The sequence below is a fragment of the Martinezella sp. CNPSo 3957 genome (assembly GCF_057784395.1).
In genome coordinates this window covers 172,278-196,747 of record NZ_JBXSOU010000011.1, presented here as the reverse complement: position 1 = coordinate 196,747, position 24,470 = coordinate 172,278, and the positions used below count along the sequence as shown (strand labels likewise).

The 24,470-nt window shown below is 59.3% G+C and carries 19 protein-coding genes and 1 tRNA gene; 14 read left to right on the top strand and 6 right to left on the bottom strand.

All coding sequences use genetic code 11. The features are described 5' to 3' along the window. The first annotated feature begins 58 nt into the window (after nucleotides 1-58). Nucleotides 59-997, top strand: a complete 939-nt coding sequence (locus AC13QE_RS23795; RefSeq protein WP_488485516.1) for a LysR family transcriptional regulator — start codon at nucleotides 59-61, stop codon at nucleotides 995-997. On the opposite strand, the gene AC13QE_RS23790 is transcribed toward AC13QE_RS23795, so the two are convergent. Continuing rightward, nucleotides 948-1,682, bottom strand: a complete 735-nt coding sequence (locus AC13QE_RS23790; protein WP_488485515.1) for an SDR family oxidoreductase — start codon at nucleotides 1,680-1,682, stop codon at nucleotides 948-950. The two genes, AC13QE_RS23795 and AC13QE_RS23790, sit on opposite strands and share 50 nt — an antisense overlap. A gap of 225 nt (nucleotides 1,683-1,907) precedes the next feature. Between AC13QE_RS23790 and AC13QE_RS23785 the strand changes: the two genes are divergently transcribed. Then, nucleotides 1,908-2,882, top strand: a complete 975-nt coding sequence (locus AC13QE_RS23785) for an alpha/beta fold hydrolase (RefSeq protein ID WP_488485514.1) — start codon at nucleotides 1,908-1,910, stop codon at nucleotides 2,880-2,882. A gap of 5 nt (nucleotides 2,883-2,887) precedes the next feature. Here the strand turns inward: AC13QE_RS23785 and hisN are convergent, their stop codons facing one another. The 3 genes from hisN to AC13QE_RS23770 form a co-directional block, all read right to left on the bottom strand. Next, entirely contained in the window at nucleotides 2,888-3,661 is a 774-nt protein-coding gene (gene hisN / locus AC13QE_RS23780; protein WP_132717542.1) for a histidinol-phosphatase, read from the bottom strand. 292 nt (nucleotides 3,662-3,953) lie between these two features. After that, nucleotides 3,954-4,409, bottom strand: a complete 456-nt coding sequence (locus AC13QE_RS23775; protein ID WP_488485513.1) for a YcxB family protein — start codon at nucleotides 4,407-4,409, stop codon at nucleotides 3,954-3,956. A gap of 147 nt (nucleotides 4,410-4,556) precedes the next feature. Further along, nucleotides 4,557-5,456: an N-formylglutamate amidohydrolase gene (locus AC13QE_RS23770; RefSeq protein WP_488485512.1), complete on the bottom strand. Its 900-nt coding sequence runs from the start codon at nucleotides 5,454-5,456 to the stop codon at nucleotides 4,557-4,559. Nucleotides 5,457-5,728: 272 nt separating this feature from the next. On the opposite strand from AC13QE_RS23770, the gene cpdR1 reads away from it, so the two are divergent. Further along, nucleotides 5,729-6,091 (top strand): response regulator CpdR1, encoded by a 363-nt coding sequence (gene cpdR1, locus AC13QE_RS23765; RefSeq protein ID WP_004117561.1) that lies wholly within the window; start codon nucleotides 5,729-5,731, stop codon nucleotides 6,089-6,091. 84 nt (nucleotides 6,092-6,175) lie between these two features. After that, nucleotides 6,176-6,250: transfer RNA gene (locus AC13QE_RS23760), tRNA-Val, on the top strand. Between the two features lie 138 nt (nucleotides 6,251-6,388). Here AC13QE_RS23760 and AC13QE_RS23755 read toward each other — a convergent pair. Next, a complete protein-coding gene (locus AC13QE_RS23755; RefSeq protein WP_041677664.1) occupies nucleotides 6,389-6,700 on the bottom strand; it encodes a hypothetical protein in 312 nt (103 codons plus the stop codon). A 214-nt stretch (nucleotides 6,701-6,914) separates the two neighbouring features. Between AC13QE_RS23755 and AC13QE_RS23750 the strand changes: the two genes are divergently transcribed. Continuing rightward, the gene (locus AC13QE_RS23750) at nucleotides 6,915-7,160 is read left to right on the top strand and encodes a hypothetical protein (RefSeq protein ID WP_041677665.1); all 246 of its coding nucleotides are present in this window, start codon (nucleotides 6,915-6,917) and stop codon (nucleotides 7,158-7,160) included. A 177-nt stretch (nucleotides 7,161-7,337) separates the two neighbouring features. After that, nucleotides 7,338-7,814 carry a hypothetical protein gene (locus tag AC13QE_RS23745; protein WP_488485511.1) on the top strand — a complete coding sequence of 159 codons (477 nt, stop codon included), beginning with the start codon at nucleotides 7,338-7,340 and terminating at the stop codon, nucleotides 7,812-7,814. Between the two features lie 30 nt (nucleotides 7,815-7,844). On the opposite strand, the gene AC13QE_RS23740 is transcribed toward AC13QE_RS23745, so the two are convergent. Next, the gene (locus tag AC13QE_RS23740; protein ID WP_488485510.1) at nucleotides 7,845-8,096 is read right to left on the bottom strand and encodes a hypothetical protein; all 252 of its coding nucleotides are present in this window, start codon (nucleotides 8,094-8,096) and stop codon (nucleotides 7,845-7,847) included. Nucleotides 8,097-8,510: 414 nt separating this feature from the next. Between AC13QE_RS23740 and AC13QE_RS23735 the strand changes: the two genes are divergently transcribed. The 8 genes from AC13QE_RS23735 to glgB all read left to right on the top strand — a co-directional run bounded on the left by AC13QE_RS23735 (nucleotide 8,511) and on the right by glgB (nucleotide 24,459). Continuing rightward, entirely contained in the window at nucleotides 8,511-9,611 is a 1,101-nt protein-coding gene (locus AC13QE_RS23735; RefSeq protein ID WP_488485509.1) for a DUF475 domain-containing protein, read from the top strand. A 285-nt stretch (nucleotides 9,612-9,896) separates the two neighbouring features. Continuing rightward, nucleotides 9,897-11,324: a mannose-1-phosphate guanylyltransferase/mannose-6-phosphate isomerase gene (locus tag AC13QE_RS23730; protein WP_488485508.1), complete on the top strand. Its 1,428-nt coding sequence runs from the start codon at nucleotides 9,897-9,899 to the stop codon at nucleotides 11,322-11,324. A gap of 179 nt (nucleotides 11,325-11,503) precedes the next feature. Then, a complete protein-coding gene (locus tag AC13QE_RS23725) occupies nucleotides 11,504-14,824 on the top strand; it encodes a transglutaminase family protein (RefSeq protein WP_488485507.1) in 3,321 nt (1,106 codons plus the stop codon). 13 nt (nucleotides 14,825-14,837) lie between these two features. After that, on the top strand, nucleotides 14,838-17,255 hold the full coding sequence (locus AC13QE_RS23720; RefSeq protein WP_488485506.1) for a circularly permuted type 2 ATP-grasp protein: 2,418 nt from the start codon (nucleotides 14,838-14,840) through the stop codon (nucleotides 17,253-17,255). Between the two features lie 4 nt (nucleotides 17,256-17,259). After that, on the top strand, nucleotides 17,260-18,138 hold the full coding sequence (locus AC13QE_RS23715; RefSeq protein ID WP_132717550.1) for a transglutaminase-like domain-containing protein: 879 nt from the start codon (nucleotides 17,260-17,262) through the stop codon (nucleotides 18,136-18,138). A gap of 151 nt (nucleotides 18,139-18,289) precedes the next feature. Further along, nucleotides 18,290-19,495: a vWA domain-containing protein gene (locus tag AC13QE_RS23710; RefSeq protein ID WP_488485505.1), complete on the top strand. Its 1,206-nt coding sequence runs from the start codon at nucleotides 18,290-18,292 to the stop codon at nucleotides 19,493-19,495. Between the two features lie 297 nt (nucleotides 19,496-19,792). Beyond that, on the top strand, nucleotides 19,793-22,255 hold the full coding sequence (locus AC13QE_RS23705; protein WP_488485504.1) for a glycogen/starch/alpha-glucan phosphorylase: 2,463 nt from the start codon (nucleotides 19,793-19,795) through the stop codon (nucleotides 22,253-22,255). Then, the gene (glgB, locus tag AC13QE_RS23700) at nucleotides 22,252-24,459 is read left to right on the top strand and encodes a 1,4-alpha-glucan branching protein GlgB (RefSeq protein ID WP_488485503.1); all 2,208 of its coding nucleotides are present in this window, start codon (nucleotides 22,252-22,254) and stop codon (nucleotides 24,457-24,459) included. Before AC13QE_RS23705 ends, glgB begins: the two co-directional genes overlap by 4 nt. Nucleotides 24,460-24,470: the final 11 nt, after the last annotated feature.

Sequence of the window (24,470 nt, the reverse complement as noted above, 5' to 3'; positions counted from 1 at the left end):
CGGTATCGGCGTCGTCTCGCATTAGATGACGCTTGTCACACTCGTTCGGCACGGCTCGATGCACCCGCGATTACTCAAGACATTCCTGGCGGTCGCGCGGAACCGGAACTTCACCCGCGCAGCTGAAGACGTCCATCTCGCGCAATCGAGCGTGAGTGATCAGATCCAGTCGCTCGAAGCCGAATTGGGCACGGCGCTTTTTATCCGGTCGCGATCGGGCCTGGAGCTGACGGCAGCTGGCGAGGCATTGCGACCCTATGCCGAAGAAATATTGGCAATCGCCAGCGAGGCGCGCATGGCCGTTGAAGCAGTCTCGGCAGCGGCGGCTGGGACGGTGACGATCGGCGCGCTCGAAACCATTGCTTCCATGAAGCTTCCGCAATGGTTGCCGGCCTTTCAGCGCGGTCATCCCGATATCGATCTGAGGGTGACGATTGCGGGCAGCGGCGATCTGTTGCGCAAGCTCGAAACCGGTGAGATCGATGTGGCCTTCTGCTTTGACAGGGGCGGGATCGACGAACGCCTCGCAACGCGGGTGATATCGACGGAGCCGTTGATCCTCATTACCCCTCCTGCACAGGAGCCATCTTTGAAGACAAGCGATCTGGCAACGCTCGCTTCGATGAACTTCGTGGCAACCGAAGTCGGCTGCGTCTATCGGCACCTCTTCGACAAGGCATTCGAGGCCGCCGGGACGGCGGTACCGAAGCTCGCCGCCGAAGTCGGAAGCATCGGCACCATTGCGCGGCTCGTGGCGGCCGGCACGGGCTCGAGCTTGGTTCCGCGGTTTGCCGTTGCGGACGCAGTCCATCGTGGCGAAATCGACGAAATGCCCTGGCCGGGGCCGATGCGGACAGCCTCGCTTGTAATGATCTGGCGGCGCCGGCGTGTTCAGCCGCCAGCTTTGAAGCTGCTCCTGGCATTCGCAAACACTGGCTTTGCAGCCGCTAAATCAGCCGATGTCCGCCCTCGACATGCAGTATCGTCCCCGTTGTGAAGGCGTTGCCCATCAGGAAGCTGATAGCGTCGGCGATATCTTCCGGTTGTCCCACTCGTCCAACCAACAGCCGTTTTGCCATGGCGCCCAATGTTTCTTCTTTCCGATCACCGGCAACGAACGTCCAGATGGGCGTATCGACCCAGCCAGGTGAAACGGCGTTCACGCGAATGGGCGCCAACTCAACGGCGAGTGCGCGAACCAACCCTTCCAGACCGGCATTGACGGCTGCAACCACCGACCCTCGTGCGGCCGGACGATAAGCGGCAACGCCTGACGTGAACGTGATGGAGCCCGTTGCAGAGAGTAAGGGCGACCCATATTTCGCAAGGAGCAGCGGACCGTAGAATTTACTTTCCACGACCCTCTGCGCAGCCCTGAGATCCAGCGAAGGCAGCAGCTCGTAAGCGCCCTCAATATCGGCGGCGGTGCTTATGATATGGTCGAGCCGGCCGATGCGCTCAAACAGACCGGCGACCTGGCTTTCTTGCGTGATATCGACTGTCTCAATGGAAACCAATGGGCTTTGGAGTTCTGCCCGAGCGCGCTTCAGCCTATCCTGATCCCGCCCAGCGATGATGACCTCGGCTCCGGCGGCAAGCGCGCGTTGCGCCAGCGCCAGTCCCATTCCGGAGCTGCCGCCGACAATAAGAATTCTCGAATTCGCAATTTCAGTGATTGGCATGTCTTTTCATTCCAGCAGGTGATGACCATGCCCGAACATTCGCAAAGCTGCGCAAGAAGATGAAACGGAGAAAAACGATGGCACCATCGGAATCCCCGATGGAGGATTATCGTCTTAAGGCACACCGGATTCGATTGCCGGAACCGCCAACAAACCTGTTGCAATTCCATGAGGCTGCGCTATCCCCTTGAGGTGAGACATTGGTCAGCGAGGCGCGACACCGTCATGGATTCGATCCTCTATTCCACAGCAGACAATCCGGTGCCGGAAAACCGCACCGAAGGATTTTTCGAAAGTTTCGACGGCCGCAAGCTGCGCTATGCCGTCTTCCGTTGCGAGCAGCCGGTTGCCAAGGGAACCGTTGTGCTGCTGCAGGGCCGTAACGAATTCATCGAGAAATATTTCGAGACGATCCGCGACCTCACAGCCAGGGGCCTGTGGGTCGCGACCTTCGATCTTCGCGGTCAGGGCGGATCCGAGCGGCTGCTGAAAGACCCGCTGCGCGGCCATATCCGCCATTTTTCCGATTATGAGCGGGATCTGACCGCCTTCCTCGACAAGATTGTCCTGCCGGATACGCGCCTGCCCTTCTTTCTGCTTGCCCATTCGACGGGCGGGCTGATTGCCCTGTCTGCCGCGCCGAGACTTGCAAGCCGAATTGAGCGCATGGTGCTGTCTGCCCCCTTCATCGGCTTGACCGGCCACGGCGCCTCCCCCGGCTTTATCCGCTTCCTCTCCGGCGCGGTCAGCGGCATCGGCCTGGGCCGCATGCAGTTCAGCAAGAAGTTCAAGGAAAGGCCATTTGCTGAAAACCCGCTGACGACGGACGAGCAGCGCTACCGGCGCAACATCGGCATCGGCACCGCCTATCCGCAACTTTCCCTGGGACCGCCGACCGCACGCTGGCTGTCGCAGGCCTTGCGGGCAATCGAACGGGTCAACAGGCCCGAACACCTGTTTTCAATTCAAGTCCCCACCGTCTTGATTGCGCCGACGCGCGACGGCGTCGTGCCCTATGCCGACCAGGAGCGGCTGTCGCGCTATTTCCGCGCCGCACAGCTGGTGCCGATTCACGGCGCCAAGCATGAAATCCTGCAGGAACGGGATGTCTATCGCAACCAGGCACTTGCCGCGATCCACGCCTTCATCCCCGGCAGCGATGCCGAGAGCAATGCCTATGAAATTGAGGCAGAAGCCTAAAGAACTTAGCGGGATAAAACTGCCAGGGCCTGCTCATAAACGGCGCGGCTGCCGGCTGCGATGATCGTTCCGCCCATTTCCGGACGGCCGCCATCCCAAGTGGTCATGATGCCGCCGGCCTGCTCGATGACCGGAATGATGCCGCCGACATCATAAGGTTTCAGCGAATTCTCGATGACGAGATCGATATGGCCGGCCGCCAGCAGCGCATAGGCATAGCAATCGCATCCGTAGCGGAAGAGGCGCACCTGACTTTCGATCTCGCGATATTTTGCAAGCTCGTCGCCGGCGAAGAGATGCGGCGAGGTAGTAAAAAGGATCGCATTGGAGAGGCTACCGCAATCGCGGACCTGCAGCCGCCTCTCACCATCAGGACCGGAATAGGTAGCGCCATTGCCATCGGCAAAATAGCGCTCGCCGGTAAAGGGCTGGTCGATCATCCCCATGACGGCGCGGCCGTTCTTCTGCAGGCCGATCAGCGTTCCCCAGACCGGGACGCCCGAGATGAAGGCGCGCGTGCCGTCGATCGGATCGATGACCCAGACATGCTCGCGATCGAGCCCGACATTGCCATGCTCCTCGCCCAGAATGCCATGTTCGGGGAACTCGGCCTCGATAAGCGCGCGAATCGCCTCTTCAGCGGCACGGTCCCCTTCCGTCACGGGATCGAAGCCCGTGGCTTCCTTGTTGACCACATCGATGCCGGCACGAAAACGCGGCAAGGTTTCGGCCTTGGCCGCTTCGGCCAAACGATAGAAGAACGAGCGATCGGGAAGCATGGTGAATCCGGATAGATGACGGGATGGCGATGTCATAACGCATATAAGCCGTGAAGCAAACCGGCTGATGACGCGCTGGGCGCAATGCCTGCGGATCAGGCAGGATTTTTTAATTTGCCCAAATATTTTGCATCGCAATAAAGTGCTTGACATTTGTGCAATGCAGCAGCAATATCTTCATGCAGTCTTTCGACTGTAAATACCCTCCTTGGGTGTTTCCTCCCTAGACTTAGCCGCGCCACGAGCGCGGTTCTTTTTTGCCTGACCTAGCTATTTGCAAAGGAATCCACATTCATTGCGGCATCGTGGAGGGCGCTTGCGATTTCACAAGATTGAGATCACTGATGTCTGCCGTCTGGGTGGGCAGCGTCATGAATTGGTTGATGGCTATAAATATCATCCAATAGGTTGGCCGCTGCCAGATTTCGGTAACGGTGGACCAGGGAACTTTGACCGACCCCAACTCGGACGCCACGTCAAACCCCTCATCGTGAAAAACAAACGTCGCCTGTCGGGTCGACATCTTGCGGAACTTTCCGACCGTGTTGCGGTAATGCGCAGCCCATACGATGATAATCATAGCCGGACAGAGAAGAACGAGGCCACCGAAAACGCCGGTCAGCCATCCGGTGCCATCACACCAAAGCTGCCAAAGAAACAGCAAGATTATTGCGATTTCCGCGACCCAGAGGCGCCGATTGACGATCAGCCGCCGCCAGACAAAGACCGTCACGGCATCGCGCACCATTTCTTCCGTGTAGGTGACAGTGATAGTCCGACGCATCGCCCATCCACTACGCTCAGCCTATCGCCAAGCTTCGAATTGCCACGTCACCCATAAGCAGATTTTGCCTAGCCGCGCATCCCTTCGGCGAGCTCAACAACGACGAAACGGTCACTCCGCCGCCAGCGCCGGATCGCCCGTATAGGATTCCACATGCTCTGCCATGCGCTTCATGAACAGCGTGATGGCGGCGGCGACCTTGTCGAAATCCGGGCGCTTCTCGAGCGTCGTCTCGTCGACATAGAGCGAACGGTTGACCTCGATCTGCAGGGCATGCAGCCCGCGGGACGGACGGCCGTAATGCTCGGTGATGAAGCCGCCGGCATAGGGCTTGTTGCGCACTGCGTTGAAGCCCATCTCCTCGAGAATCTGCATGGCGGCGCGCGAAAGCTCCGCCGAGGCGCTGGTGCCGTAGCGATCGCCGAGGATGAAATCGGGCAGCGCATTGCTGCCGGCGATGCGGATATTGCCCGGCATGGAATGGCAATCGACCAGCACACCAAAGCCGAACTTGACATGGGTGCGCGCGATCAGCCGGCGTAGCGTGGCATGATAGGGCTTGTAGATGGTGTCGATGCGCTTCAGCGCATCCTCCACCGGCACGCGGCGCGCATAGATCTCCATGTTTTCGGCGACGATTCGCGGAATCGTGCCAAGGCCGCCGGCGACCCGCAGCGAATTGATGTTGGCATAGGAGGGTAACGCGCCATCGAACATGCGCGGATCGAGCTCATAGGGCTCGCGATTCACGTCGATATAGGCGCGCGGGAAATTGGCGAGCAGCAACGGCGCCCCAAGCGCGCTCGCCGCACAGAAGAGCTCGTCGACATAGTGATCTTCCGAGCGGCGGATAGCGATGCCCTGCAGGCGGGACTGGGCGATGAAATCGGGAGGGTAGATGCGACCGCTGTGCGGTGAACTGTAGACAAACGGTATCGTCTGGGAAGCGGGTTCCAATACCTCGAAAATCTCGAAACTACGCATTTCCGCGGACATCAACGTCTTTACCATGTCAACAACTTGTCGCAGTAATCATGTTGCCAGTTGCATGACCGCAAGTCCATAGTAACTTGAGCGAAATGGCCTTAATCCAAAACACCGTGTTCGGAATCTCGGATGCCTGGCCAGCGAAAACGCACAGCGTTTTCGTGGAATGCACCTATGCTTCGAACAAATGCTGGAACGGCGCGTTTTGGCTGACCATTCACGGCTTGTTTACGGCGCCGCGGTACCCTAAACGCTGGACGAGTCCAACAAGACAAAGTTGATTAGCGATAGAGATGATGACCCAGAAGATACTTCTTGCCGAAGACGACAACGACATGCGTCGCTTTCTCGTGAAGGCACTCGAAAAAGCCGGCTACAAGGTCTTGTCCTTTGACAATGGAGCCAGCGCTTACGACCGGCTGCGCGAAGAGCCGTTCTCGCTGCTTTTGACTGACATCGTCATGCCTGAGATGGACGGTATCGAGCTGGCGCGGCGCGCCACCGAACTCGATCCGGACCTGAAGGTGATGTTCATCACCGGCTTTGCCGCCGTCGCACTGAACCCCGATTCGAAGGCGCCGAAGGATGCCAAGGTCCTTTCCAAGCCTTTCCACCTCCGCGAACTCGTCGATGAAGTCAACAAACTCCTTGCCGCGTAAGGCTTTCGGCGGCAACGTCACAAAACCGAAAAAAAGCCTATTGACGGCCACCAAGGTTTTGTGATCTATGCGCCGCCATCGGATGGGCGTGTAGCTCAGCGGGAGAGCACTACGTTGACATCGTAGGGGTCACAGGTTCAATCCCTGTCACGCCCACCATCCTAATTCGCTGAAAAGCAAGGCCTTTCGAGAAATCGAAAGGCCTTTTTCATTTCTTATCGGTTGACAGAGTCCAAATATCCCCAAAGCGGATCGGGCCGAAGAATACCCCTCGACCTGAAGCGAATTGCAGTCCGGTCAGCGATCCAGGAAATGCCGCAAAACCGCCGTCGTCGGATAGGCGTAGACGCCACGATCGACAAAGCCGTGACGATAGAGGCAATTTCGCAGAGCCAGCCAGTAAGGGGTACTGTTGGGATCCGGAGAGCCGCGGCGCCAGGAATAAGCCTCAGGCTCGCAGCGATCGAGAACCCTCTCGTATGTCGCCAGTACCACCGGATCACTATCGGCACGAATGCCGCCATGGTAGGTCTGGTAATTCGAAGGCGCCTCGCCGGCAGAGACGCATGCCAGGCTCAAAATCGCTCCCAACGCTAACATCATTCTCATGTGCTTCGATCTCCAACTAGCCGCGTCCCGAAAAATTCGAGCGCAGGTCGAGAATAGTAGTCTTTTGGAAGATAGCCAATCACATGCTGATGTTCGCGGTGATTGCGGGGGCGAATGGAGCCTGCGACACAAGTTCCCGCTACAAGCCGCTTGACTTCCGGCCGCGCCGTCATCCTACTGTCATATCAGCGCATCGATCATACGGGAGGATGAGATGACGGTGATGAAGCGGCAGTTCTACAAGAACCACAAGCCCAATGGCGATGAGTACATGTTCCATCTCGCCCGCGACACCGAGAGCGGTGAGGTCTACGTCATCCGTCAGGCGGATTATGTCGTCGATGGCGGCAGCGAGAAAACCATGACTCTCTATGAATTCCTGGCCGGGGGCGGCAATCGGCAGAATGCCCTGCTGCAGTTGATCGGCGAGCTTGTTCCGGAATCCGCACAACAACACTGAAACGCGTCGCCTAACGGCCGCGATGACTTTGCGACAGTGGCACTCCTGCCATCGGACTCTGACGTGCCCGGCCTTGGATCCGGGCGCCGTCTGTTGGCTTTGGACTTCTGCACCGCGTCGGGTTGACTGCCACATTTTGATCGGCGAATCTGCATGGGCTTGAAAGGAGCCTCTCTTATGCGATTCGCAGGCATTGCTTTTGGATTGACGGCGCTGGTCGCCACACAGACCGCAGCTGCTACCGTCGAGAATTTTCCGGCACAGGGCGCCACCGTGGTCGGCGGAAAATGTTCCAAGCTCGTGGTCGGCAAACTCGATGCCTCCAAGGGATGCAAGGCAGAACTCGCCAGCGTCACCGCACCTGACGGCTCCGTGACTTTCATTTTCACATCCGGCGGCAAAATGCTCGGTTTCCGTGGCAATGGGAAGGGCATCAAGCCCGGCAGCCAGAAAGGCACCGCCCAATTGCCGATCGACGTTATCGCGACGGGTGCCGGCAACGATATGTCGAATCAAGTCCCAGCAAAGGGCGCCTGCACCTTCGCAAATCCTTACGCTGGCAAGCCGGTCGCCATCGAGTGCTCGGCCAAATCGCCGGAAATGAGCTTCAACGGCAGCTTTACATCCGACGGCAAGGCGCCTCGCCACAAGTAGCCGTCATCATCGCGCCGCCGTCGTCTTGTGTTAGTGCGGCAGCGCATTTTTCCGTTTTCTGCCATGATTCGCGTCGGCCGGCGCTTCCCGGGACAGGTCCGAACCGTTGACATGGGCGGGAACGTGCACGTCCTCATGAGTTACAGGGTGCAGAGTCAGATCCACCTGATGCGGCGGCAGAACCTGGGCTTGGCGAAGCGTATTCGGCCTTGCCTTTTTCTGCCGTTCCGTCAGTTCCGGTTTTGGCGCTTGCGGCGTGCGGTGAATGGGTGCTGGACTCATCGGAGTTCCTCCTGTTGAACGCTGTTGTTAAGGGTAAGGACCCCGCCACAGCGGCGGATGGTCACAAACACGCCCAAAAGCCAAACGCAGCCTTTTCCGTTTGGTTCCCCGAATTTCTCAATTATCGAGGGCAAGGACACCCATCATCATTTCAACTCTTGACCTGCATCCTAACTTCACTAACTATGGAGCATCTCCGCGCCTTCCTGACATCGGCAGCGGATTGAACTTTGGTGCCGGGCCCCTCTGGCGAGAGTTTTCACGGCGCTCTCGCGATGTCGGTACCGCCTGCAGATGAGCCGGCGGATTTCTTTCCATGATGAGCTTGACCATGCCTGACCCGCATGCCGTCTTCGGTATGCGGCTATGCGCGCAATCCGGGTATATCCACTCCATTTCCAGCGAGGCGCATCCATGAAATCGCCCGCCGCCTCAAAATCCGTCCTCGGTTATTTCGGCTGGGCCTTTGCCGTAACCGTCGGCGGCCTTACGCTCGGTGCGCTGTTGGGTTGGAACACCACCGGCACCTTCAGCGGCCTTGCCACAGCCTTCTTTATCTGCGCCGTCCTGGCTGTGCTGGAAATCTCGCTTTCCTTCGACAATGCCATCGTCAATGCCAACAAGCTGAAGGAGATGACGCCGGTCTGGCAGCATCGCTTTCTGACCTGGGGCATCATCATCGCCGTCTTCGGCATGCGGATCGTCTTTCCGCTGGTGATCGTCGCCATCGCCGCCTGGATCAACCCATGGGAAGCGCTGAAACTCGCCGCCGCGAAGCCCGAGCAATATGCCGAGATCATGCAGGCAGCGCATCTGCCGATCGCCGCCTTCGGCGGCACCTTCCTGATGATGGTGGGCCTGACCTATTTCTTCAACCATGAAAAGGACGTGCACTGGATAGGCTTCCTCGAGAAGCGGATGGCGCATTTTGCCACCGTCAAGGGCGTCGAAATCGCCTTTGTGCTGGTCCTGGTCCTCATCTTCACCTCGGTGCTCGACGGTGATGACGCGACAACCTTCCTGCACGCCGCGATCTACGGCCTCCTGACCTTCCTGCTCGTCGAGGTTCTGGCCGGCTTTCTGGACGCCTCGCAGCGAACAATGAGCGCTGCGGCGAAGGGCGGCTTCGGCGCTTTCCTCTATCTGGAAATCCTCGATGCCAGCTTCTCCTTTGACGGCGTCATCGGCGCCTTCGCCCTCACCCAAAACCTATTCATCATCGCCATCGGCCTCGGCATCGGCGCCATGTATGTCCGCTCCATGACGATCATGCTGGTCGAAAAGGGCACGCTCGCCCACTACCGCTACCTCGAACATGGTGCTTTCTACGCCATATTGATCCTCTCGGTGATCATGTACGTGCAGACGCTGATGCATATCCCCGAAGTCATCACCGGCCTTGGCGGCGCGGCCCTGATCGGCATCTCGCTTTGGTCGTCGATACGGTACAACAAGCGCAACGGCCCCGACCACGCGCCAGCGCAGGATGAGCGGCAAGACCGGGCGGAAGCTTGATCCATGTAGCATTGAAATTATTACTCACAAGCAATGCTATTTTAATCTGTAGCGAAAGCAGTCTTTGCATGACTTATGCTTTTTTTAAGCAGAGTGGTGCCTCCGACACACTTTCAGTGGATCTTGTGGACTAAAGTCGTCGAATGTTTAGGATCTCGACGTATTAGAGCTAGCGCTTTAAGAAAAAACATCGCAATGGCGATGGAAATTGTCGAAGGAGCATGGTCGGCGCACAATGGTTGTGCGTCAGACGGCTTCAATTGAGATGGCCAGGAGAGGCAGAGCATGGCGGCAAAAATCGTCCCGGTGATCATGGCAGGCGGCAAGGGTACACGGCTATGGCCGCTATCGCGCGCTTCCGCCCCGAAACAATTCATCCAGTTCATCGGCGACAGGACGCTGTTTCAGAACACTTTGGAGCGGGTGGCCGACCCCGAGCTCTATGAAGCGGCGATCGTTCTCACCAATGAGGAATTCCGCTTCCTGGTCGCAGAACAGGCCCGCGAACTCGACCTGAAACTGGCAGCGGTGCTACTGGAGCCGGTGGCCCGCAACACGGCTGCTGCCGTTGCCGCCGCCGCCGCCCTCGTCACCGAGCTTTTCGGCAAGGACGCTATCATGCACGTCCTCGGCTCCGATTACGAGATCGACGCCAACGCGACCTATTATGATTGCGTACGCCTGGCACGCGATACAGCCCTGCAGGGCAAGCTTGTTACCTTCGGCATCAAGCCGACCGAGCCCGCAACCGGCTACGGCTATATCGAAACCGGCAAGGCGCTCGCGACCGGCGCCCATGCCGTCAAGCGTTTTGTCGAGAAGCCCGTCCTGGAAAAGGCAAAGGAGATGGTGGCAAGCGGCAGCTTCTACTGGAACTCCGGCATGTTCATGTTCTCGGCCGCCCAGCTTCTCGCCGAAATGAAAGAATTTGCGCCCGATGTAGAAAAGGCTGCCAGCAAGGCGGTCTCCAAATCGACGCGCGACCTCGATTTCACCCGCCTGGACGCCGATAATTTCGCAAAAAGCCCGGACATCTCCATCGACTACGCGCTGATGGAAAAGACGACCAATGCCGCAGTCGTTCCCTCGCCCTTCACCTGGTCCGATCTCGGCAGCTGGGATGCGGTGTGGAAAGTCGGCAGCCGTGACGAAAGCGGCAACGTGTCGACGGGTGCCACGACGCTGGTCAACACAAAGAATTCGCTCGTCATGTCGCACAGCCTGCACGTCGCCGTGCAGGGCCTTGAGGACGTCGCCGTCATCGCCAGCGAAGACGCCGTCTATGTCGGCCATCTCAAGGACAGCCAGGAAGTCGGCAAGCTCGTGAAGCTGCTCGCAAGCGAGAAGAAGACCGCCAAACTCACCGAAACGCATCCGACGTCCTACCGCCCCTGGGGCGGCTATACCTCGGTGCTGAATGGCGAGCGCTTCCAGGTGAAGCGCATCTTCGTGCTGCCGGGCAAGAAGCTGTCGCTACAGAAGCATCACCACCGCTCCGAGCATTGGATCGTCGTCAAGGGTACGGCAGAAGTGACTGTCGGCGAAAACGTACAGATGTTGCGCGAAAACGAATCGATCTATATCCCGCTCGGCGAAGTGCATCGCCTTGCCAACCCAGGCAAGATCCTGCTGGAACTCATCGAAGTACAAACCGGCTCCTATCTCGGCGAAGACGACATCATCCGCCTCGTCGACGAGTTCGGCAGAAGCTGAGAATCTTTGACGGTATCGATTACGAAGCGGTGGGCGAAAGCTCGCCGCTTTTGTTTGGCATGCCACAGCAGGACTTTCCGAAGTGCCTGGAGACACCTTGCTTTCTTTCGCTGCATTGCACACACTGCCTATGGGAACAGCAATCACCGCACAATGATGCGGGCTAGGCAAAGAGACATATGGCGATCAAGGCAAGCATCTATCATCTCACCCATTATAAATACGACAATCCGGTTCGCCTCGGTCCCCAGATCATCCGTCTGAAACCCGCCTCGCATTCCAAGACGCGCGTGCTGAGCCACGCGCTCAAGGTCACCCCGGCAAACCATTTCGTGAACCTGCAGCAAGACCCCTACGGCAACTATCTCGCCCGCTTCGTCTTTCCCGATCCGGTGACCGAACTGAAGATCGAGGTCGACCTCGTCGCCGATATGACGGTCTACAATCCCTTCGACTTCTTCGTCGAAGAGGAAGCGACGAAATGGCCTTTCGAGTATCCCGAGACGATCCGTGAGGATTTGTCGATCTATATGAAGCCTGAGGAGCCTGGTCCCCGGCTGAAAGACTTCCTCGCCACGCTCGACCGCTCGGAACAAAAAACCGTCGACATGATCGTCGGCCTCAATGCACGGCTGCAGCAGGAGATCGGCTATGTCATCCGCATGGAAGCCGGCGTCCAGGCGCCTGAGGAGACCTTGGAAAAAGCGAAAGGCTCCTGCCGTGACACGAGCTGGCTGCTCGTTCAGGTGCTGCGCCATCTCGGCCTCGCCACCCGCTTCGTCTCCGGCTACCTCATCCAGCTGACACCCGACCTGAAAGCGCTCGACGGCCCCTCCGGCACCGAGGTCGACTTCACCGATCTGCATGCCTGGGCAGAAGTCTATCTTCCCGGCGCCGGCTGGGTCGGCCTCGATCCGACTTCCGGCCTTCTGACGGGCGAGAGCCATATCCCGCTCGCCGCTACGCCGCACTACCGCAACGCCGCACCGATCTCGGGCGGATATTTCGGCGAAGCCAATACCGAATTCGATTTCGACATGGAGGTCGCCCGCGTCGCCGAGCATCCGCGCATCACCAAGCCCTTTTCCGACGAAAGCTGGGATGCCTTGAACGAACTCGGCGAAAAGGTTGACGCGATCCTCAAGGAAGATGACGTGCGCCTGACCATGGGCGGCGAACCGACCTTCGTCTCGATCGACGATTTCCAGTCCGAGGAATGGAACACCGCCGCCGTCGGTCCGACCAAGCGCGACCTTGCCGATCAGTTGATCAGGCGCCTGCGCGAGCGCTTCGCGCCCGGCGGCTTCCTGCATTATGGCCAGGGCAAATGGTATCCCGGCGAAAGCCTACCCCGCTGGACCTTCTCGCTTTACTGGCGCAAGGACGGACGGCCGATCTGGCAGAACCCCGCTCTGATCGCCGAAGAAACGGCACAGACCGGTGCGGACTCGGAGAGCGCCAGCAAGCTTCTGAATGCGATTGCCAAGGAACTGGCAATCGAGCCTGACATGGTGCAACCGGCTTACGAAGACCCGGCTGAATGGATCGTCAAGGAAGGGAGCCTGCCGGAGAACGTTGATCCTTCCAATTCGAAGCTCAAGGATCCCGAGGAGCGCAGCCGTATCGCTCGTGTTTTCGAGCGCGGTCTGACGACTCCAACGGGCTACATATTGCCCATACAGGCATGGAACGCGCGCGCCGGCGGTACGCGCTGGGTCAGCGAAAAATGGCGCACACGCCGCGGCAAGATTTTCCTTGTGCCGGGCGATTCTCCGGTCGGCTATCGCCTGCCGCTCGGCACGCTCCCTTATGTGCCGCCGTCACGCTATCCCTATATCCACACGGCCGATCCCTCCATTCCGCGCATGCCTCTGCCTGACGTCATCGTGCCAGCTGGCCGCACCATGCCGGAAGCCTCGTTCCAGGTGGATGAAAGCTCGCAATCGCGGGTCGAACAGACGCTCGGCGAAATCGGCGGCGCCGTCCGCACCGCGATCTCTGTCGAACCGCGTGACGGTCGGCTGTGTGTCTTCATGCCTCCGGTCGAAAAGATCGAACATTATCTCGAACTGCTGGCAGCCGCCGAGAATGCCGCGGCTGAACTTGCGCTGCCGATTCACATCGAAGGCTATTCGCCGCCACAGGACGAACGCATCAACGTCATTCGAGTCGCGCCTGACCCGGGCGTGATCGAGGTCAATATCCATCCCGCGTCGAACTGGCAGGACTGCGTTGACATCACGACGGCGGTTTACGAAGAGGCGCGACAGACACGCCTCGGCACGGACAAATTCCTGATCGACGGGCGTCATGCCGGCACCGGTGGCGGCAATCATGTCGTCGTTGGCGGCGCCAATCCGAACGACAGCCCATTTCTTCGTCGTCCCGACCTGTTGAAGAGCCTGGTGCTGCACTGGCAGCGCCATCCCTCACTCTCTTACCTCTTCTCCGGCCTGTTCGTCGGCCCGACAAGCCAGGCGCCGCGTATCGATGAAGCCCGTCACGACAGCCTCTACGAGTTGGAAATCGCGCTGGCCCAGGTGCCGGCGCCAGGTCGCGGCATCCAGCCGCTCCCCTGGCTGGTGGACCGGCTCTTCCGCAATCTTCTAACCGATGTCACCGGCAACACGCACCGCTCGGAAATCTGCATCGACAAGCTGTTTTCGCCGGATGGACCGACTGGACGCCTCGGCCTCGTCGAATTCCGCGGTTTCGAAATGCCGCCGAATGCCCGCATGAGCCTTGCCCAGCAATTGCTCGTGCGCGCACTGATCGCCCGCTTCTGGCGCAACCCGATCGATGGCAAGTTCGTGCGCTGGGGCACGACGCTGCATGATCGCTTCATGCTGCCACATTATATCTGGCAGGATTTCCTCGACGTTCTCGGCGATCTTCGCGAAAACGCTTTCGACCTCAGACCGGAATGGTTCCAGGCGCAGCTCGAATTCCGCTTCCCTTTCTGCGGCGAAGTCGAATACGAGGGCAGCAAGCTAGAGCTGCGCCAGGCGCTGGAACCATGGCATGTCATGGGCGAAGAAGGTGCGATCGGCGGCACCGTGCGCTACGTCGATTCGTCGGTCGAGCGCCTGCAGGTGCAGCTCGAAACCTCCAATCCGTCGCGTTATACGGTGACCTGCAACAGCCGTCCCGTACCGCTGACGCCGACGGGAATGGCGGGCGTCTCGGTCGCGGGCGTGCGCTACAAGGCATGGCATCCGGCTTCCGGTCTGCATCCTGTGCTCCCCATCGATACGCCGCTGACCTTCGATATCTATGATACCTGGTCGCGTCGCTCGATCGGCGGCTGCATCTACCATGTTGCCCATCCGGGCGGCCGCAACTACGACACCTTCCCCGTCAATGGCAACGAGGCGGAAGCGCGACGTCTTGCGCGTTTCGAGCCTTGGGGGCATACAGCAGGTGGTTATGCCGTAAGACCGGAGACTGCATCGGTGGAATTCCCGCTGACGCTCGACCTCAGGCGTCCGGCAGGAATTTGAAACGAGACTGTGCATGGGTAGAAAACGGGCGACGGAACGACGGGACGAGGTAAAGACCGGCACTGCCAAGGCACCGGTCTTTGCCTATCGTCCCCTGCCCGGCGTCGCCGACGAAATGGTCGACAATACCGGCGCGGTGCGCCCGGTCTGGCAAAACTTCCTCTCGGCGCTGACGCGTATGACGGAGGAGGGATTGACCGAGCGCTTCGCCCGCGCCGACCGCTATTTGCGCGATGCAGGCGTCTTCTATCGCGCTTATGGGACAGCGGGTGTCAGCGAACGCAACTGGCCGATCTCCCATATCCCCGTGCTCATCGACGAGCGCGAATGGCAGGCTCTCTCCGAAGGCCTGCAGCAGCGCGCCGATCTGTTGGAATCGGTCATCGCCGATATCTATGGCGACAGCCGGCTGGTGAACGAAGGGCTGCTGCCGCCGGCCTTGATTGCCGCCAATCCGGAGTTCTTGCGCCCGCTTGTCGGCGTCAAGCCCGCGAGCGGCCATTACCTGCATTTCCTGGCTTTCGAGGTCGGCCGCGGTCCTGACGGTAATTGGTGGGTGCTGGCCGACCGCGCGCAGGCGCCATCCGGCGCCGGCTTCGCGCTGGAAACCCGCGTCGCCACAACCCGCGCCTTCTCCGATATCTACGCCGAAACCAAGGTCCATCGCCTCGCCTCCTTCTTCGGCGCGTTCCGCGATGCCCTGCTCGGCGGCAAGCGCGGCGCCGAAGGCCGCGTCGCCGTCCTGACGCCGGGGCCTGCCAACGAAACCTATTACGAACACGCCTATATCGCCCGCTACCTCGGCTTCATGCTGCTCGAAGGCGAGGACATCACTGTCGTCAATGATCAGCTGATGGTGCGCACTGTCGCAGGCTTGCGACCGATCAGCGTGCTCTGGCGCCGCCTCGATGCTTCCTACGCCGATCCGCTGGAGCTCAACCAGCGCTCCCATATCGGCACGCCCGGCCTCGTCGAAGCCCTGCGGGCGCAGACGGTGACCATCGTCAATGCGCTCGGTTCCGGCATTCTCGAGACCCGAGCACTGCTCGCCTTCATGCCGACCATCTGCCGGCATCTGCGTTCCGAGGAATTGAAGCTGCCCTCGATCGCAACCTGGTGGTGCGGCCAGAAGAGCGAGCGTGAACATGTCGCCGCCAATATCGAAAAGATGGTCATTGGCCCGGCCTATTCCTGCATGCCCTTCTTTGATGATAACGGCCAATCCGTGCTGGGCTCGACGCTGCGCAGCACCGCCCGCGATTCGATCGCAGACTGGCTGGCGACCGAGGGTAACAAGCTGGTGGGCCAGGAGGTCGTGACACTTTCGACGACGCCGGCCTGGGTCAATGGCAAGCTCACGCCACGGCCGATGAGCTTGCGCGTCTTCGCCGCCCGCACGGAAAACGGCTGGCAGATCATGCCCGGCGGCTTTGCCCGCATCGGCAGCGGTGACGATGTCGCCGCGATTGCCATGCAGGCCGGCGGCTCGGCTGCCGATGTCTGGATCGTCTCCGACAAGCCAGTCGAGGCGCACACGCTTCTGCCGGCAGAAGAAACTTTCACCCGCAACATGCCGGGCAGCCTGCCCAGCCGGGCGGCCGACAACCTCTTCTGGCTCGGCCGCTATATCGAGCGCGCCGAAGGTGCACTGCGCATCCTGCGCGCCTGGCACGGACGTTTTGCCGAAGCCGCCGATCCGAACCAGCCGCTACTTGCCGATGTCAGCGCCTATCTTGCCGCCATCGACATCGATACCAAGCAAGCGGTGCCGGAAAACCTGCTGCGCAACATCGATAGCGCCGTCTATTCGGCCAGCAACATTCGCGATCGCTTCTCTCCCGATGGCTGGCTTGCGCTGAACGATCTCGCCAAGACGGCACGCCGCTTCAAGGAAGGCGTGAAGCCTGGCGATGACGCCAGCCATGCCATGACAATCCTGCTGCGCAAGCTCGCGGGCTTCGCCGGTCTCGTGCATGAAAACATGTACCGCTTCACCGGCTGGCGCTTCCTGTCGCTCGGCCGCTATATCGAGCGCGGCCTGCATATGACGCGCCTGCTCGGCCACATGTCCGGCCCCGATGCGCCCGACGGCGCGCTCGACATGTTGCTTGAAATCGGCGACAGCGTCATGACCCATCGCCGCCGCTACAACGTCAATACCGCTCGGCTGACAGTGACGGATCTGCTGGCACTCGATCCGCTTAATCCGCGCTCGATCCTTTTTCAGATGAACGAGATCCACCGTGAGGTCGAGCAATTGCCGAATGCCTACGTCAACGGCCAGATGTCACCCTTCTTCCGCGAAGCCATGCGTCTGCATTCGGGGTTGGCAGTGATGACGCCCGAAGCAATGACGGTCGAAGTCTACCAACAGCTGGCGCGCGAACTGGAGCGGCTGTCCGACCTGCTGGCACGCACCTATCTCGGATGACGTAATGCTCTACGACCTCTCGCTTCACATGGGCTATATCTATGACGTGCCGGCGAGCGGCGCGCGGCATATATTGCGCGTCATGCCGCTCTCCCTGCCCAACCGGCAGAGGCTGATAGCCGGCTCGGTGAAGATAACGCCGGGACCGGACGAGCAATCCCACTTCACGGATTTCTTCCAGCATCCGGCGACTTCGATCCTCGTGCGAGAGCCCCATGAAAGGCTCGATATCCGCATGCAGGCGCGTGTTCAGGTGGAGAGCCAGCCCGTCGGGGCGGACTTCTCGCCGCTGCTCGCCAAGCTGCCAGAGGAGATCAATGATTGCTGGTCGATCGACCCGTCTTCGCCCCACCATTTTCTCGGCAGCAGCCCGCGTCTGCCGGACACGAGGGAAATCGCGGATTACAGCAGACAATGGAAATCAGCCAATCTGACGACCCTGCAGATCGCCCATGCGGTCTGCGCGCAGGTACACAAGGACTTCGTCTATGATACCGAGGCGACGACAGTGGACACCACGCCGAGGGAAGCCTTCCGCCTCAAGCGCGGCGTCTGCCAGGATTTCTCGCATGTCATGATCATCGCGCTTCGCAGTCTCGGCATTCCCGCCGGCTATGTCAGCGGCTTTCTGCGCACCATCCCGCCGCCCGGCAAGGAAAGGCTGGAAGGCGCCGACGCCATGCACGCCTGGGTGCGCGTCTGGTGCGGCGAAACGGCAGGCTGGATCGAGCTCGACCCGACCAACAATATTCCCGCCGGCACCGATCACATCGTCGTCGCCTATGGCCGGGATTATTCGGACGTCGCGCCCGTTATCGGCGTACTGAAAAGCTACGGCAATCAGGAAGCCGTTCAGGCCGTAGATGTAATTCCACTAAAATAGAATATACTTAAAGTAGTAAAAAGTTGAAGCAAATCGCGTCAGATGACGTAGTTTGTTAAAAATCTACTGGCCGCTTAAACGCTCAACTAATATTTGTAATCGATAGTCCCGCCGTTCTTGAGAATCCAACTCTTTCCAATAGGCGGACATGATGATTGCCGGCTCCAATTTACTTTGCGCATTGAAACAACTTTTACGCGATAGAGCCGGAAATTTTGGCATCCTGACGGCGATTGCAGTCCCGGTGCTGGCCGTCGCGGGTGGTGTGGCGGTCGATGTCACCAACATGTCGCTGACACACAGTCAGCTCCAGGAATCCACGGATGCCGCCGCGCTCGCTGCGGCAACGGCGCTTGCGGACGGCAGTGCAACCACGACCTCAGCCAAGGATATGGCCAACAATTTCGTCCTCGGCCAGATGTCGAATTATCTCGCCGGTGATACGGATGCTACGAATTCACTGAAAGCGGGCACCGGCACAACGGTAACAAAAACGACCGATTCCTCCGGGAATTCGGGTTACACGGTTGTTGTAAACGCATCCTATTCAATGCCCGTGAACAGCATGACCCGCCTGACTGGGCAGGGCTCCCTGAACATTTCTGCGTCCAGCACGTCAACCAGCGGAAAGACTACCGAAACCCAAAAGAATGCGCTGTCGATGTATTTCGTTCTGGATCGTTCTGGATCAATGGACGAGGCCACGGACACGGTTAATGCCGAGCAGCCGACCAAAAAAACCTGCTGGGGAACCTATTGCACAACGCAGACCAACTATTACTCGAAGATGGAGTCGCTGAAAATCGCGACGTCCAATCTCTCCGCGCAATTGAACAAGGCCGACCCGAACATGATGTATGTTCGCACCGGGGCGGTTTCCTATAACAACGTCGCCCAAACGGCGACAGCTTTGGCCTGGGGTACGAGCGGCATCACGACATATGTCAACAACTTGACGTCAAAAGGTTCCACGAATTCGGCGCCTGCTTTTACGGCGGCAGTCGACGCGTTGACGAAACCGTCTGCGACAGGCGGGCTGACGAACGAGCAACTTCAGCACAAGAATAAGAGCGGCGTCAAAAATCCGACCATGTACATTGTTTTCATGACCGACGGCGAAAACAACGTGACAAATGCTGACGCGGATACCAAAGCACAGTGCGACAAGGCACGCAGCAATAGCATCCATGTGTACACGATCGCCTTCATGGCACCGGAAAATGGCCAGGCCTTGCTGAAGTACTGCGCTACTTCAGCCTCAGACTACTTCACACCCCAAAGCGCGGCGGATCTTTTCAAGGCGTTCACGACAATCGCCACGGAAACATCGAAGCAAATGACGCTCCTGACCAAGTGATCGCGCCCGGCATCCGCACCGAGCAACCACCGATAGACGACAAGGAAAAAGCCGCGCAATACGAGTATTGCGCGGCTTTTGTTTTGATCGATGCGCGAATAAGAACCCGAAATATCATCAGAATCAAGTTCTTTCGCATTCATCGGAAACCTTTCGCCGCAATTTTCGCATCCGCGCAACTCGCTTGTTGCAACTGCTTTACATCGGTGCGTAAACTGATAGTGAAACGGAAAGGCAAATCGATTTAATTGGGCGTAACACGCTGAATATAAATCACAAATGGCGAGAGTTGATAGTATGAATAACTTGACGAAGGCCGATCTCCCCGTTCCAGCCCCGCGCAGTTCCCGCCCCGAAATCCTTGCCGAAGAAATCATCGAGCGTCTGACATACCGCATCGGCAAGGACGCGAAGGTCGCCAAGCCGCATGATTGGCTGACGGCAACGATCCTCGTCATTCGCGACCGCGTCATCGACAAATGGATCGAATCGACCCGCAAGACCTACGAGACGAACGCCAAGCGCGTCTACTATCTATCGCTCGAATTCCTGATCGGCCGCCTCATGCGCGACGCCATCTCCAATCTCGGTCTAATGGAGCAGATCACCAACGCTCTCGCTTCGCTGGGCGTCGATATTCGTGTCATCGCGGGTCTCGAGCCCGATGCAGCGCTCGGCAATGGCGGTCTTGGCCGCCTTGCCGCCTGTTTCATGGAATCCATGGCAACCGTCGACGTGCCGGCCTATGGCTATGGCATTCGCTACGTCCACGGCCTCTTCCGCCAGCAGATGGCCGATGGCTGGCAGGTGGAATTGCCGGAAACCTGGCTGGCCCACGGCAACCCGTGGGAATTCGAACGCCAGGAAAGCTCCTATGAAATCGGTTTCGGCGGCGCCGTCGAGACCATCAGCAGCCACGACGATCAGCCGCGTTACGTCTGGAAACCCGCGGAACGCGTCATCGCCACGGCATTCGATACGCCCGTCGTCGGCTGGCGCGGCAAGCGCGTCAACACGCTGCGCCTCTGGTCGGCGCAGCCGATCGACCCGATCCTGCTCGATGCCTTCAACGCCGGCGACCACATCGGCGCGCTGCGTGAAAGCAACAAGGCCGAAAGCCTGACGCGCGTTCTCTATCCGGCCGATGCGACGCCCGCCGGCCAGGAGCTGCGCCTGCGCCAGGAATTCTTCTTCTCGTCCGCCTCGCTGCAGGACATCCTGCGCCGTCACCTGCAGCAATATGACGACCTGACCAATCTCGCCGACAAGGTCGCGATCCAGCTGAACGACACACATCCGGCCGTCTCCGTTACGGAAATGATGCGCCTGCTGGTCGATGTCCATGGCTTCGATTTCGACAAGGCCTGGGATATCACCAGAAACACCTTCGGGTACACCAATCACACCCTGCTGCCGGAAGCTTTGGAAAGCTGGCCGGTGCCGCTGCTCGAGCGGCTTTTGCCGCGCCACATGCAGATCGTCTATGCCATCAACGCCAAGGTTCTGGTGGAAGCGCGCAAGCTGCGCAATTTCAGCGACACCGAAATCCGCTCGATCTCGCTCATCGACGAAAACGGCGATCGGCGCGTGCGCATGGGCAATCTCGCCTTTGTCGGCTCGCATTCGATCAACGGCGTTTCCGCGCTTCATACCGACCTGATGAAGGTCACGGTCTTTGCCGACCTGCACAAACTCTATCCGGACCGCATCAACAACAAGACGAACGGTATCACACCGCGGCGCTGGTTGATGCAGTGCAATCCCGGCCTGACCAATCTCGTACGCGAAACCATCGGCGACGCCTTCCTCGACGATGCCGAGCAGCTGAAGCCGCTGGATCAGTTTGCACACGACAGCGCCTTCCAGGAGAAGTTCGCCGCCGTCAAGCGCGCCAACAAGGTGCAGCTCTCCAATCTCGTCGCCAGCCGCATGGGTATCAAGCTCGATCCGAACGCGATGTTCGATATCCAGATCAAGCGCATCCACGAGTACAAGCGCCAGCTTTTGAACGTCATCGAGGCCGTGGCGCTTTACGACCAGATCCGCTCGCATCCCGAGCTCGATTGGCAACCGCGCGTCAAGCTCTTTGCCGGCAAGGCGGCGCCGAGCTATCATAACGCGAAGCTCATCATCAAGCTGATCAACGACGTCGCCCGCGTCATCAACAACGATCCATCGGTGCGCGGCTTGCTGAAGGTCGTCTTCGTGCCGAACTACAACGTCTCGCTGGCGGAAGTCATGGTTCCGGCCGCCGATCTTTCCGAGCAGATTTCGACCGCCGGCATGGAAGCCTCAGGCACCGGCAACATGAAGTTCGGCCTCAACGGCGCGCTGACTATCGGCACGCTTGATGGCGCCAATGTCGAAATGCGCGACAATGTCGGCGAGGACAATATCGTCATCTTCGGATTGCGGGCCGATGAGGTCGCAAACCTGCGCACCGAGGGCCATAACCCCCGCGCCATCATTGAGCGTTCGCGCGAATTGGCTCAAGCACTTTCGGCCATCGCCTCCGGCGTCTTCTCCCCCGACGATCGCAACCGCTATGCCAGCCTGATCGACGGCATCTATAGCCACGATTGGTTCATGGTCGCCGCCGATTTTGACGCCTATGCCTCGGCACAGCGCGAGGTCGATATTCTTTGGGCCAATCCATCTGAGTGGTATGCGAAGACGATCAACAATACCGCTCGTATGGGCTGGTTCTCCTCCGACCGGACGATCCGTCAGTATGCCAAGGAAATCTGGAGAGCCGGATGAAAAAGCCGAAAAAACCCGCTGATGGCACAAGCTTGAGGGATATTTCGGCAGGGGATATTGCTGCAATTCTCGCAGGCACGCATTCCAATCCGTTCGCCGTTCTCGGCGTGCACAAGACGGATGAAGGCTATGTGGCCCGCTGTTTCATCCTTGGCGCGGAAGCTGTCACCGCCACGGCGCTCGACGGTTCTGTCATCGGCGAGCTCGAATGTCTCGATCCGGCAGGCTTCTTTTCCGGCGACGTCAAACTCGCCAAGCAGCAGCCGGTCCGCTATCGCGCCAGGCGCGGCGATGTCGAATGGGCTGTGACCGACCCCTACAGCTTCGGCCCGGTCCTCGGACCGATGGACGATTACTTTGCGCGGCAAGGCACGCATTTGCGCCTCTTCGACAAGATGGGCGCCCATCCGCTGAAGCACGAGGGCGTCCAGGGCTTTCATTTCGCCGTCTGGGCACCGAATGCACAACGCGTTTCCGTCGTCGGCGATTTCAACAATTGGGATGGCCGCCGGCATGTCATGCGCTTCCGCTCCGATAGCGGCATCTGGGAGATCTTCGCCCCGGATGTACCCGCGGGTGTCGCCTATAAGTTCGAGATCCGCGGCCAGGATGGCGTGTTGCTGCCGCTGAAGGCGGATCCCTTCGCCCGGCGCAGCGAACTCCGCCCGAAGACGGCGTCGGTCACCGCCAACGAACTGCTCCAGGTATGGGACGATGCCGCTCACCGCGAACATTGGGCAAGCGTCGACCAGCGCCGCCAGCCAATTTCCATTTACGAAGTCCATGCCGCTTCCTGGCAGCGCCGGGACGACGGTTCGATGCTGTCATGGGATGAACTCGCCTCGCGCCTCATCCCCTATTGCGTCGACATGGGCTTCACCCATATCGAATTTCTGCCGATCACCGAACACCCCTACGATCCGTCCTGGGGCTATCAGACCACGGGTCTTTACGCCCCGACCGCCCGCTTCGGTGAGCCGGAAGGCTTTGCCCGTTTCGTCAACGGCTGCCACAAGGTCGGGATTGGCGTCATCCTCGATTGGGTACCGGCGCATTTCCCGACCGACGAGCATGGCCTGCGCTGGTTCGATGGTACAGCGCTCTACGAACATGAAGACCCGCGCAAGGGCTTTCATCCTGACTGGAATACGGCGATCTACAATTTCGGCCGAACCGAAGTCCTCGCCTATCTGCTGAACAACGCGCTCTACTGGGCGGAAAAATACCACCTGGACGGTTTGCGCGTCGATGCCGTCGCTTCCATGCTCTACCTCGACTATTCCCGCAAGCATGGCGAATGGATTCCGAACGAATATGGCGGCAACGAAAACCTGGAAGCCGTCCGTTTTCTGCAGTCCATGAACACCCGGCTCTATGGCGCTCACCCCGGCGTCATGACCATCGCCGAGGAATCGACCTCCTGGCCAAAAGTGTCACAGCCTGTCCATGAAGGCGGCCTCGGCTTCGGCTTCAAGTGGAATATGGGCTTCATGCACGACACGCTGAGCTACCTCGCCCGCGAGCCCGTGCACCGCAAATATCACCACAACGAGCTCACTTTCGGCCTGATCTACGCCTTCTCGGAAAACTTCGTGCTGCCGCTCTCCCACGATGAGGTGGTTCACGGCAAGGGATCGCTGATCGCCAAGATGGCCGGTGACGACTGGCAGAAATTCGCCAATCTGCGTGCTTACTACGCGTTCATGTGGGGCTATCCCGGCAAGAAGCTGCTCTTCATGGGCCAGGAATTCGCCCAGTGGAGCGAGTGGAGCGAAGAACGCGCGCTGGACTGGAACCTGCTGCAGTACCGCATGCACGAAGGCATGCGGCGCCTCGTTCGCGATCTCAATTTCACCTATCGCAGCAAGCCGGCGCTTCATGCCCGCGACTGCGAAGGCGATGGTTTCGAATGGCTTGTGGTCGATGATTTCGAAAACTCGGTCTTCGCTTGGCTGCGCAAGGCGCCGGGCGAAAAGCCGGTTGCCGTCATCACCAATTTCACGCCAGTCTATCGTGAGAACTACACCTTGCGTCTGCCAGCGGAGGGGCGGTGGCGCGAGATATTGAATACCGATGCCGATATCTATGGCGGCAGCGGCAAAGGGAATGGCGGGCGCGTCCAGGCCGTGAATGCAGGCGGAGGCGTACAGGCGGTGATAACGCTGCCTCCGCTGGCGACCATCATGCTCGAACCGGAATTCTGAGATCACTACGG

Coding starts and splice junctions, on each gene's coding strand:
- AC13QE_RS23795 (WP_488485516.1), top strand. CDS start 59: ATGCACCCGCGATTACTCAAGACATTCCTGGCGGTCGCGCGGAACCGG.
- AC13QE_RS23790 (WP_488485515.1), bottom strand. CDS start 1,682: ATGCCAATCACTGAAATTGCGAATTCGAGAATTCTTATTGTCGGCGGC.
- AC13QE_RS23785 (WP_488485514.1), top strand. CDS start 1,908: ATGGATTCGATCCTCTATTCCACAGCAGACAATCCGGTGCCGGAAAAC.
- hisN (WP_132717542.1), bottom strand. CDS start 3,661: ATGCTTCCCGATCGCTCGTTCTTCTATCGTTTGGCCGAAGCGGCCAAG.
- AC13QE_RS23775 (WP_488485513.1), bottom strand. CDS start 4,409: ATGGTGCGCGATGCCGTGACGGTCTTTGTCTGGCGGCGGCTGATCGTC.
- AC13QE_RS23770 (WP_488485512.1), bottom strand. CDS start 5,456: ATGGTAAAGACGTTGATGTCCGCGGAAATGCGTAGTTTCGAGATTTTC.
- cpdR1 (WP_004117561.1), top strand. CDS start 5,729: ATGACCCAGAAGATACTTCTTGCCGAAGACGACAACGACATGCGTCGC.
- AC13QE_RS23755 (WP_041677664.1), bottom strand. CDS start 6,700: ATGAGAATGATGTTAGCGTTGGGAGCGATTTTGAGCCTGGCATGCGTC.
- AC13QE_RS23750 (WP_041677665.1), top strand. CDS start 6,915: ATGACGGTGATGAAGCGGCAGTTCTACAAGAACCACAAGCCCAATGGC.
- AC13QE_RS23745 (WP_488485511.1), top strand. CDS start 7,338: ATGCGATTCGCAGGCATTGCTTTTGGATTGACGGCGCTGGTCGCCACA.
- AC13QE_RS23740 (WP_488485510.1), bottom strand. CDS start 8,096: ATGAGTCCAGCACCCATTCACCGCACGCCGCAAGCGCCAAAACCGGAA.
- AC13QE_RS23735 (WP_488485509.1), top strand. CDS start 8,511: ATGAAATCGCCCGCCGCCTCAAAATCCGTCCTCGGTTATTTCGGCTGG.
- AC13QE_RS23730 (WP_488485508.1), top strand. CDS start 9,897: ATGGCGGCAAAAATCGTCCCGGTGATCATGGCAGGCGGCAAGGGTACA.
- AC13QE_RS23725 (WP_488485507.1), top strand. CDS start 11,504: ATGGCGATCAAGGCAAGCATCTATCATCTCACCCATTATAAATACGAC.
- AC13QE_RS23720 (WP_488485506.1), top strand. CDS start 14,838: ATGGGTAGAAAACGGGCGACGGAACGACGGGACGAGGTAAAGACCGGC.
- AC13QE_RS23715 (WP_132717550.1), top strand. CDS start 17,260: ATGCTCTACGACCTCTCGCTTCACATGGGCTATATCTATGACGTGCCG.
- AC13QE_RS23710 (WP_488485505.1), top strand. CDS start 18,290: ATGATTGCCGGCTCCAATTTACTTTGCGCATTGAAACAACTTTTACGC.
- AC13QE_RS23705 (WP_488485504.1), top strand. CDS start 19,793: ATGAATAACTTGACGAAGGCCGATCTCCCCGTTCCAGCCCCGCGCAGT.
- glgB (WP_488485503.1), top strand. CDS start 22,252: ATGAAAAAGCCGAAAAAACCCGCTGATGGCACAAGCTTGAGGGATATT.